Source organism: Mycobacterium sp., from assembly GCF_035697385.1.
In the GTDB taxonomy this organism is placed as follows: domain Bacteria; phylum Actinomycetota; class Actinomycetes; order Mycobacteriales; family Mycobacteriaceae; genus Mycobacterium.
Window position 1 is genome coordinate 1 of sequence record NZ_DASSCY010000353.1, and the last position, 10,451, is coordinate 10,451.

Sequence of the window (10,451 nt, forward strand, 5' to 3'; positions counted from 1 at the left end):
AACTCGATCACGGATCCAGCCGATCCGTTGTCGTTGGATGTTTCAGGGTTCGACTCCGCCGTGCCTCAGCTGATCGCCGATTTCTCCCGCGGAGATGTGTGACTATCTCCGTTCTGTGATCACACGCCGCGCACGCTCCCGCCGTCGATGACGTATTCGGCACCGGTGATGAAGGCGGCACGGTCGGAGACGAGAAAGGCGACGAGTTCACCGACATCTGCCGGGGTGCCCGGTGCGCCCAGGGGGATTCCGCCGATGGACTCGGCGATCTGTGCTCGCGCCTCGTCGAGCCCGATGCCGTCGATACGGGCAACCTCCTCGACCATCGCGCGCGCCGATTCGGTCTCGATGAACCCTGGGCACACCGCGTTGACACGAATTCCCTTGGATGCCAAATCGTTCGACAGCGCCTTGCTGTAATTCGTCAACGCCGCTTTCGCCGCCGCGTACGGGACCGTGGTCGGCAGTGGCGCGCGCCGCTGGATCGATGTGACGTGGACAATGGCGCCCGAACCGCATTCCACCATTCCTGGGATCAGTGCTCGATCCAACCGCACTGCAGCAAGCAGGTTCTGGTCGAGCGCCGATCGCCAGTCCTCGTCGGTGAGTGACGCCACCCCGCCGTCGTGCTGGCTGGACCCACCGACGTTGTGCACCACGATGTCGACGCCGCCCAGCCGGCCCAGCGCCTCTTCGGCCAGTGCGGCGACACCGTCGGCAGTGCCGACATCGGCGGCGACCACGTCATCGGCCTGACCGTCGGGCACCGAGCGTGCCGCCACCAGCACCTTGGCGCCGCCCGCCCGTAGTCGCTCGGCGATGCCCTTCCCGATTCCGCGGGTGCCGCCGGTGACGAGGGCGGATCGCCCGGAGAACTCAGTCGAATCAATCACGCGGCGAGTCTGGCACCCGCCACCGACAATTCCCCGTCTATGTGTCGACGATGTTCTCCGGGTGCAGCATCTCGGCGTAACGCAGCTGCTCGGGTATGCCGAACCCGTCGACCAGCATCTCGGCGTACGGCCGCAGAGTGCGACACCGTTCGTTGATGCCGCGGGTCACGGCCTTCGCCCGCTCGGTGGACAGGAAGCGGTGTTCGACGAACCAGGCCTTGTCCTCCTCGATCACCGACAAGACGTACAGGTCGCACACCATTTCGAGGATCTTGCGGGCCTCGTCGTCCTCACACGAGTCGATGCCCGCAACGAATGCCTCGAGGATGATGCGGTCGATGTGCGCGCCGGCGGCGTGCAGCACATGGTCCTGCACGGCGTTGAACGCATCGAAGGCGCTCATCTCCTTGGACTTGCCCTGCAGCCTGCGAGCCACCGTGGCAAGCAGGTACTCCTCACGGTCCTCGAACATCTTGACCTGGGTGCCGCGGTTGAACAGACTGCCCTCTTCCTCGTTGTCCTGCCTGGTGTCGAGGATGGTCTGGATGATCGTCTCAGCCGCAGTGCGTTTCATCACGCGCTCACCGGCGAAGTTGGCCGCGAACCGCACCCATTCCACCGGGCTCATGCCCTTGATGTCGTCGGCGTAGGCGGTGAGCAGTTCCTTGGCCACCAGCTGGGTGAGCACGTGGTTGTCGCCCTCGAAAGTGGTGAACACGTCCGTGTCGGCGCGCAGCGCGATCAGCCTGTTCTCGGCGAGATAGCCTGCGCCGCCGCAGGCTTCGCGGGCCTCCTGGATGGAGCGGCTGGCGTGCCACGTGTTGGCCGCCTTCAGCCCGGCTGCCCGTGACTCCAACTCTCGTTGCTCTTCGACGTCGGGGTCGTCGGCGGTCTGCAGGTCGTGGGTCTTGGCGACGAGTTCGTTCTGCGCGAACTGCAAGGCGTACGACCGCGCGATCAGCGGAAGCAGCCGGCGCTGATGCACGAGGTAGTCCATCAGTAGCACCTCGTTGTCGTCACCAGGTGCCTGGAATTGCCTGCGCTGCAGCGCATATCGCGTTGCGATGTCGAGCGCCACTCGGGCCGCAGCGCCTGCGCTGCCGCCGACTGTTACCCGGCCGCGGATCAGCGTGCCCAGCATGGTGAAGAACCGCCGGCCCGGGTTCTCGATCGGGGAAGAATAGGTCCCGTCCTCGGCCACATCGGCGTACTTGTTCAGCAGGTTCTCGCGTGGAACGCGGACGTGGTCGAATTGGATACGGCCGTTGTCGACGCCGGGCAGCCCGCCTTTGTAATGGCAGTCCGACGTCGTCACTCCAGGCAAGTCGTTGCCCTCGTCGTCGCGGATCGGCACCACAAGGCAGTGCACGCCGTGGTTGAGTTCCTTGCCGCCCTCGGTAGTGATCAACTGGGCGAAAACAGCTGCCACCCTGGCGGTTTCGGCGGCACCGCCAATGTAGTCCTTGCGTGACGTGCGGGTCGGGGAGTCGATCACGAACTCTTGCGTGGCGGGGTCGTAGGTCGCCGTGGTTTCGAGCGCCTGCACGTCGCTGCCGTGCCCGGTCTCGGTCATCGCGAAGCAGCCGAGCAGGTTCAGGTTGATGATCCGCTGCACATACTCTTTGTGGTGACGCTCGGTGCCGAGGTTCTCGATGGCACCGCCGAACAGGCCCCACTGCACGCCGGCCTTGACCATCAGTGACAAGTCGGACATCGCCAGCATCTCGATCTGGGTGACTGCCCCGCCGACGTCGCCGTTGCCGCCGTGCTCCTTCTTGAAACCGTCCTCTGCGGCCCCGTGGGCGGCCATGATCTTCAGCTGTTCCGCCACCTTCGTACGGGCTATGACGGTATTAGGGGTGTAGTGCGGGCGGAAAACCTCGTTGGAGAGTTCCTGCCGCATCCTGTTCTTCACGTCGCGCCAACGGCCGTCCAGCGTGTTGCGCAGATGCTCCGCGGTGGTGGTCATACCCAGACGTTAGCCTTTTGGAGGCCCGCGGAAACTGTGATGTCCGAAACGTAGGCATACCTAGCTAGACCAGCCGAAACTCGTGGCGTTGAATCGTCACCCATGACCGAATCAGACCGGGCAGCTGGTCCGCAGCCATGGCGGCCTCATGACTTCGATCACCGTCACGGGGACGTCAGCGGCGGCTGGCTCCGGGCCTCCACGTTTGGCGCGATGGATGGACTAGTCAGCAACACCGCCCTGATCGCGGGCGTCGGGGCGGCGGCCGAGGCCCACACCGTGGTGCTCAGCGGCTTCGCCGGCCTCGTCGCAGGGGCGTTCTCGATGGCGCTTGGCGAGTTCGCGTCGGTCAGCACCGCGAACGAGCAGATCGAATCCGAGGTACGGGTCGAACGGCGCGCGTTCCGCATGCATCCGCAGTCGGAGAAGGCCGAACTCGCCGACATGTTGGTCCAGATGGGGATGACGCAGGAGACCGCCGCCACGGCCACCGACGAGATCCATCGCGATGAGAAGCGCGCGGTGAACTTTCATCTCATCCAGGAGCTGGGCGTCGACCCGCGTGAGAAGCCGTCACCTTGGGTCGCCGCGATCTCGTCGTTCTTCACTTTCGCGGTCGGCGCGATCACGCCGCTCATCCCGTATCTGCTCGGGTTCGAATCGCTGTGGGCCGGCTTGATCCTCGGTGGTGTGGGGCTGATGCTCGCCGGCGGCGTCGCCTCCCGATTCACCAAGAAGCCGCTGGTATGGGCGTCGCTGCGGCAGTTGGCCTTTGGCACGATCGCGATCGCCGCCACCTACGTCGTCGGCACTCTGGTCGGTACAGTCACCACGTGACGCGAAACCTCGCGGCCGCGCTGTTGGCCGTGTGCATGGTGGCCGCCGGCTGTGGACCAGCACAACCATCGAACGCGCCACCACCGTCGCTCGTCTACCTCGGACAGGTCGAGGTGCCCCGGGGTTTCCTCTTCGACGGCACGACGGTCGGTGGCCTGTCGGCGATCAGCTACGACCCTGGCCGCCAGGTGTACTACGTCATCAGCGACGACCGGTCGGCCAAGAATCCGGCCAGGTTCTACACGGTTCGAATCATGTTCCCGGACAACAAGTTGGGCAGCGTGGAGTGGGCAGGCACGACGACGCTACTCGACAAGGGCGGCACACCGTTTGCGCCGCTGGCGCCGGATGCGGCGCCTCCTGTGATTCCGCCCGACCCGGAGGGAATCGCCTTCGACGAACGTCGTCAGCAGCTGTACTGGTCCAGCGAAGGCGAGCGAAGATCTGACGAGCCTGCACGCCCGCTGCTGTTGAATCCGTGGGTTCGGGTGGCTGGCCTCGACGGTGACTACCGCGGTGAGTTCGCGCTTCCCGCTGGGCTGGACATGTCGGCCGATCAGACCGGCACACGGCAGAACCATGGGCTGGAGGGCCTGACGCTGACACCCGACGGCGATTCGTTGTGGGCGGCGATGGAGGCGCCCGGCTACGGCGACGGCGAACCGCCGACCGACAAGCATGGCGCGCTGACTCGTGTCACCCGGTTCGACGTCGAAACGGGATCCCCCACAGCGCAATTCGCCTATCCGCTGGATTCGACGAGTGCTGGCAAGGATGGAGACAACGGGCTCACGGACCTGGTGGCGCTCGATGACGACAACTTCTTGGTCATCGAACGCGGCTACGGCACGTTCGCGGTCGCCCGCATCTTCCGCGCCAGCATCGCAGGCGCTGACAACGTCCTCGACAGGCCGTCCTTGACCGGGGCACCGCCAAAGGCGATGTCCAAGACACTCCTTGCGGACTTGTCGAAGATGCCGGAGATCCCGTATCTGGACAACGTCGAAGGAATCACGCTGGGGTCCAAGCTCTCCGACGGGCGGCAATCGGTCGTGCTCGTCACCGATGACAACTTCAACCCGCAGCAGGTCACGCAGTTCTACGCGTTCGCGATGTAGCAGCGGGTGACGGTCTCTCCTTGTCCGCTATGTGGCCTTGCTGGTGTTCGGCGCGGCCGCGTCTTCGAGAAGTCCGCGTAGCACGCGAACAGCGTCGCTGAGCGTCTGCCGATCCGCGGCGTCAAGCCGCTCCAAATACGGATCGATGGCCGCGCCGCGGTCAAGCCGCACTTGCCGCAAGGTTTCGACGCCCTTGGTCGTGATGCGGATCAACACGGCCCGCGCGTCCTCGGGGTCGACGGTGCGCGACACCAGGCCGGCGTCTTCCAGTCTGCGTACCTGGGTGGTCATGGTCGGCTGAGAACAGTGATCGAGATTGGCCAGATCGGAAATGCGGGTCGGGCCCTGATCTTCGATCGTCGACAACAGCCGACCCTGGGCGAACGGCAGCGGTAACCGCGCTCGCTGGGTGGCTAGGCGGTTGATCCGGGCCACCACCGCAAGTAGATCTGCACCGAGCGGGGAGGTCATGGCATCCATGGTTGCATAGGTTCACTATCAAACGCGCACGGTCGCGTGTCCGGTCGCACCGAGGCCTCTCAGTTTCCGGCTGGCAGAATCGAGAAATGACCGCGACGGGGGAAGCGAGCAAGCCGCGACGGGCGGGCTCGCTGCAACCGGTGGAGCTGGCGCAAGCCTCGGTGATGGCGGCACTGTGCGCGGCCACCGCGATCATCGCCGTCGTCGTTCCGTTCGCTGCCGGGCTCTCGCTGCTCGGCACCGTCCCAATGGGCCTGTTGTCGTACCGCTACCGGCTGCGGGTGCTGATCGCCGCGACGGTGGCCGGAGGACTGATCGCGTTCCTCATCGCCGGTATGGGCGGCTTCATGACGGTCTTCCAATGCGCCTACATCGGCGGGCTGACCGGCATCGTCAAGCGACGAGGCCGCGGCACCCTCACCGTCTTCTTCTCGTCACTCGTTGCCGGTGCCGTGATGGGCGTCGCCGCGGTGACTGCCCTGACGATCCTGGCGCGACTGCGCCACCTGATCTTCGAGTCGATGACCGCCAACATCAACGGCGTTGCCGCCATCATTGCTCGCATTCCCGAAATGGACGGCGTCGCGCAGTGGCTCAAGAGTGCCTTCGCGACGGCGCTCGAGTACTGGCCGTTCCTGTTCTTCGGCGGGTCGGTGCTGTCCATCACCTTCGTCAGCCTCATCGGCTGGTGGGCGTTGTCGCGGGTGATGGCGCGGCTGCTCGGAGTGCCCGACGTGCACAAGCTCGAATCGCCTGCCGACACCGGGCCGATCGCGCCCGTGCCGGCCCGGCTAAGCGACGTCGTGTTCCGCTACCCCAAGGCCGATCACGACGCACTCGGCCCGGTGTCGCTGAGCGTTGATCCCGGTGAGCACCTCGCCGTGACGGGCGCCAACGGCTCTGGCAAGACGACGCTGATGCTGGTGCTGGCCGGCCGCGCACCCACCTCGGGCACCGTGGAGCGGCCCGGCGCTGTCGGGTTGGGCCGTCTCGGCGGCACCGCTGTGGTCATGCAGCATCCCGAGAGTCAGGTGCTGGGGACCCGCGTCGCCGACGACGTCGTGTGGGGTCTGCCGCCCGGCCAGACCACCGACGTGCACCGGCTGCTCACCGAGGTCGGCCTGGACGGCCTTGCCGAACGCGACACCGGCGGGCTGTCCGGCGGGGAACTGCAGCGCTTGGCCGTCGCGGCGGCGCTGGCGCGCGAGCCGTCCCTGCTGATCGCCGACGAGGTCACCAGCATGGTGGACCAGGTGGGCCGTGACGGGCTGCTGTCGGTGCTGTCGGGTCTGACCGAGCACCACCGGATGTCGCTGGTCCACATCACCCACTACAACAACGAGGCCGACGCCGCCGACCGCACCGTCAACCTCACCGGCAACGGGGGCGCCGCGGACAACACCGAGATGGTGGAGACGGCGGCGGCGCCGAGCCCCACGGTCGCGATGGGCCACCATCCTGGCGAGCCGGTGCTCGAACTGGCCGGTGTCGGTCACGAATACGGCAGCGGAACCCCCTGGGCGACAACAGCTTTGCGGGACATCACGTTCGTCGTCAACGAGGGCGATGGCCTGCTGATCCACGGACTGAACGGTTCGGGCAAGTCGACGCTGGCGTGGATCATGGCCGGGCTGGCCGTGCCAACCGTCGGCACCTGCCTGCTCGACGGCAAGCCGGCATCGGATCAGGTCGGCGCGGTGGCCATCTCGTTTCAGGCCTCCCGCCTGCAACTGATGCGCAGCCGCGTCGATCTGGAAATCGCCTCGGCCGCTGGTTTCTCGGCGCGCGACCACGACCGGGTACGCGACGCGCTGGCCACCGTCGGCCTCGATCCGGCGCTCGCCAAGCGGCGCATCGATCAGCTCAGCGGCGGCCAGATGCGCCGCGTCGTGCTGGCAGGTCTGCTGGCTCGCTCGCCGCGTGCGCTCATCCTCGACGAGCCGCTGGCCGGCTTGGATGCCGCGAGCCAACGTGGGCTGCTGCGGCTGCTGGAAGACCTGCGGCGCCGCGCCGGCCTGACCATCGTCGTCATCTCGCACGACTTCTCCGGCCTCGAAGACCTCTGCCCGCGTACCTTGCATCTGCAGGACGGCCTGCTCGCGCCTGCACAGACGGCGGCCGGAGGGATGACGTGACCGCACCCGCCGCCCGTCGGCCCCGCAAACCGGTTGTGCTGCTACGCCCGGTGCCCGGCAGCAGCGTCATTCACGAGCTGTGGGCGGGCACCAAACTGATTGTGGTCGCAGGCATCGGCGTGCTGATGACGTTCTACCCGGGGTGGGTGCCGATCGGTGCGGTGGCCGCCTTGGTGTTGGCGGCGGCGTGGCTGGCCCGCATTCCGCGCGGCTCGTTGCCGTCGATCCCGCGCTGGCTGGTGATCGTGTTCATCGTGGCCGGCATCGGTCCGACGTTGTTCGGCGGCGGCAGCCCCGTGGTGAATCTGGGATCGGTCGAGTGGGGCATCGGCGGATTCTTGAGCTTCCTGCGAATCACGGTGCTGTCGATCGTCCTGCTCGGGCTCGGCGCGATGGTGTCGTGGACGACGAATGTTGCCGAAATCGCGCCTGCCATAGCGAAACTGGGGCGGCCGCTGCGCCCGCTGCGGGTGCCCGTCGACGACTGGGCAGTTGCGCTGGCATTGGCGCTGCGCGCCTTCCCGATGCTGATCGACGAGTTCCGAATCCTGTACGCGGCACGCAGGTTGCGGCCAAGGGAAGTGGTTACGACAAGGCGGGCGCGCCGCCGCCGGTGGGCGGTAGAGGTTATCGACCTGTTCGCCGCGGCCATCACCGTCGCCCTGCGCCGGGCTGACGAGATGGGCGACGCGATCACCGCGCGCGGTGGCGCGGGGCAGATTTCGGCGGCGCCGTCAGGCCCGAAACGCGCCGACTGGATTGCGTTGGCGATCGTGTTCGTGGTGTGCGGGGTGGCGTTGGGACTTGAGCTGACGATCCTGGGTACGAGCGGCTAGCGCTAGGCGCGAAACCGGGGTACTGGTCCCGCGCCTGAATCTACAATGAGCGCGCGACGATCAGGGGGCGTGATGAGTTCGGAACATGTAACGGAGCAGGTGTCGCTGGCCGAGATCCAGGAGGGTGACACGGTCCAAGATCCCGAGTCCGGTCAGTGGTTCACCGTCACGCGAACGGCGGACGCGGAAGGCTATCGCATGTACTACGGCGACGAACGGCAGGGTGAGCAGGTCGATTCCCGGTGCGTAATCGATTCCCGGATCACTACGGGTCTCGTCACCCGCCAGGTGCGAGAGTAGTCACGGCTCACGATGCTAGAGCTGCGGCGAAATACGGCTTGAGAGCGTCGAATCCGGCGGCGAACCCCTCGCATCCTGGCGTCCCTAGCTGAGGAGGGCATATGGCGATTCTGAAATGCGATATCGCCGGTGAAATCACGTTATCGCCGGCGATATCACTTTCTGAGTGGTAACACTGTCCACATGACGGCTGACGAGTCACCGTCAACACCGCCCGGGCGGCTTTCCAGCGATGAACGCGCCGCCCGTCTCGATGCCGCCATCCAGCAGGCGGTGGGCAATGGCGGGCGTCTAGAGACACATACGCCGAATCTCGCCGTGATCGTTTACGGGTGCGGCAACATCCTTCTGCACACCACCTTTGCCGTCCTCACACTGTTCACGTGCGGGTTCTTCGTGTTTCCCTGGATCGTCTGGGCCAACACGAACCGCGAGCATCGAGTGACGCTCGAAGTGGACCCGTACGGAAACATCATCCGCAGCCGTTAGCGCTGCGCCGCGGAATTGGCGGCCTGCTGAGCCTCGGCAAGGCTGCTCGATACGTCGCGGCGGCCAAGGAACATCTCGGCGAAATACGGCTTGAGAGCATCGAATCCGGCTGCGAAACCCGCACCTCCTGGTGCCTGGACGCGTGGACCGTTGAGCACCTTGAAGAACGGGCTGACGTCGACGCCGCGCGAAGACCAGTACTTGTGGTACACCGGCTGCGCCGCCAGTACGCCGGGGATCGCGGCGCCGTGGGCACCGAGAAACTCGTTGCCGCGCCGGCTGCCCATCCACGCGAGCACCTGCCGCACGGCCTCGGGATGTTCGGTGTCCGAATTACCGGCAGCGGCAATGCCGTTGGTGACGCTGACCCTGCCCTTCGGGCCGGCGGGAAGCATCGCGACGCCCCATCGGAACGGTGCCTGGTCGGCGACCGCCGCCAGGTTGTAGGTGCCGGACTGAAACAGCGCCATCCGGCCCTGCAGGAACTGGTTGCGGGAGAAGTCGCCGTTGTCGTTGGTAGCCGACGCAGGCGGCGCAACGTGATCGGTGTTGATCAGCCGCACCAGATATTCGAACGCGTCGGCCGCCTCTGGATTGTCGAATGCGAACCGGTCGCCGACGGAGAACACTCCGCCCGCTGATCCCACGTAGTTCAGGTAGATGCCCTGCAAATCGTTGGCCGCGTTGTAGCCCCACTGGCGAACACGTCCGGCGTCGAATCCCGGTGTGGCGGCTGACCGTCCGTCGGCGTCAACGGTGAGTCTGGCTAGCAGGGGCCGCATCGTGTCGGCACCGTCGGGTGACCAGCGCAATGACAACAGTTCCCTGAGTTCGACTCCGGCGACCTCGAGCAGGTCAGCATTGAAATACAGCGCGATCCCCGCGTCGGTCAACTGCGGCACACCCCACAAGGAACCGTTGCGGGTGAACTGGTTGACCACCGACGGTTCCCACTCCCGTGAGGCGTTGGCGCCCAAGGTCTTCGCGACATCCATCAACCGTCCGCTGTCGGCGTATCCGGCAAAGTATGCGTTGGACAGCCAGAAGATGTCGTCCGCGCTGCCGCCGGCGACGTCGGTGCGCAGGGTGTCGAAGTACTTCGAGTAGGCGACGACGTTGACCTGCACTTCGATATCGGGGTGCTCGCGGGTGAACTCGTCGAACGACTCCCGGTATGCCGTCGCTACCTGCTCGTCCCACAATCGCACGGTGACCACGGTGCGGCCGCTGGAGTCGGCAGAACGGCCCAACAACACCGCCGCGACGAGCAGCACCGCCATCGTCATCGCCAGCCCGGCCGCCGCGAGGGTGGAACGCCTTGGCCACAACCTCATTTGAGCCCCGTCACCACGATCGAGCGGACGATGTGGCGGCCCAACGCGACGAACAACAGA

The 10,451-nt window shown here is 66.0% G+C and carries 10 protein-coding genes; 6 read left to right on the forward strand and 4 right to left on the reverse strand.

What is annotated here, in order from left to right; all coding sequences use genetic code 11:
- Positions 1 to 119 precede the first annotated feature (119 nt).
- Complete coding sequence (locus tag VFH65_RS29280; protein ID WP_353326629.1) at positions 120 to 893, reverse strand: SDR family oxidoreductase; 774 nt, start codon at positions 891 to 893, stop codon at positions 120 to 122.
- A 37-nt stretch (positions 894 to 930) separates the two neighbouring features.
- Positions 931 to 2,862 (reverse strand): acyl-CoA dehydrogenase, encoded by a 1,932-nt coding sequence (locus tag VFH65_RS29285; RefSeq protein WP_353326631.1) that lies wholly within the window; start codon positions 2,860 to 2,862, stop codon positions 931 to 933.
- 102 nt (positions 2,863 to 2,964) lie between these two features.
- Here VFH65_RS29285 and VFH65_RS29290 point away from each other — a divergent pair, with 102 nt between their 5' ends.
- Together VFH65_RS29290 and VFH65_RS29295 are read left to right on the forward strand one after the other, a co-directional pair.
- Entirely contained in the window at positions 2,965 to 3,699 is a 735-nt protein-coding gene (locus VFH65_RS29290; protein ID WP_353326633.1) for a VIT1/CCC1 transporter family protein, read from the forward strand.
- 35 nt (positions 3,700 to 3,734) lie between these two features.
- Complete coding sequence (locus tag VFH65_RS29295; protein ID WP_414688532.1) at positions 3,735 to 4,817, forward strand: esterase-like activity of phytase family protein; 1,083 nt, start codon at positions 3,735 to 3,737, stop codon at positions 4,815 to 4,817.
- A 27-nt stretch (positions 4,818 to 4,844) separates the two neighbouring features.
- On the opposite strand, the gene VFH65_RS29300 is transcribed toward VFH65_RS29295, so the two are convergent.
- Positions 4,845 to 5,288 carry a MarR family winged helix-turn-helix transcriptional regulator gene (locus tag VFH65_RS29300; RefSeq protein WP_353326637.1) on the reverse strand — a complete coding sequence of 148 codons (444 nt, stop codon included), beginning with the start codon at positions 5,286 to 5,288 and terminating at the stop codon, positions 4,845 to 4,847.
- Between the two features lie 95 nt (positions 5,289 to 5,383).
- Here VFH65_RS29300 and VFH65_RS29305 point away from each other — a divergent pair, with 95 nt between their 5' ends.
- From VFH65_RS29305 to VFH65_RS29320, 4 genes are all read left to right on the forward strand, one after another.
- Complete coding sequence (locus VFH65_RS29305) at positions 5,384 to 7,432, forward strand: ATP-binding cassette domain-containing protein (protein WP_353326639.1); 2,049 nt, start codon at positions 5,384 to 5,386, stop codon at positions 7,430 to 7,432.
- Entirely contained in the window at positions 7,429 to 8,268 is an 840-nt protein-coding gene (locus tag VFH65_RS29310; protein ID WP_353326641.1) for an energy-coupling factor transporter transmembrane protein EcfT, read from the forward strand. The genes VFH65_RS29305 and VFH65_RS29310 overlap by 4 nt, the downstream gene beginning before the upstream one ends.
- A 72-nt stretch (positions 8,269 to 8,340) precedes the next feature.
- A complete protein-coding gene (locus VFH65_RS29315) occupies positions 8,341 to 8,568 on the forward strand; it encodes a hypothetical protein (protein WP_353326643.1) in 228 nt (75 codons plus the stop codon).
- A 183-nt stretch (positions 8,569 to 8,751) separates the two neighbouring features.
- Positions 8,752 to 9,057: a hypothetical protein gene (locus VFH65_RS29320; protein WP_353326645.1), complete on the forward strand. Its 306-nt coding sequence runs from the start codon at positions 8,752 to 8,754 to the stop codon at positions 9,055 to 9,057.
- Here the strand turns inward: VFH65_RS29320 and VFH65_RS29325 are convergent.
- Positions 9,054 to 10,391 carry an ABC transporter substrate-binding protein gene (locus tag VFH65_RS29325; protein ID WP_414688533.1) on the reverse strand — a complete coding sequence of 446 codons (1,338 nt, stop codon included), beginning with the start codon at positions 10,389 to 10,391 and terminating at the stop codon, positions 9,054 to 9,056. The two genes, VFH65_RS29320 and VFH65_RS29325, sit on opposite strands and share 4 nt — an antisense overlap.
- Between the last annotated feature and the right edge of the window lie 60 nt (positions 10,392 to 10,451).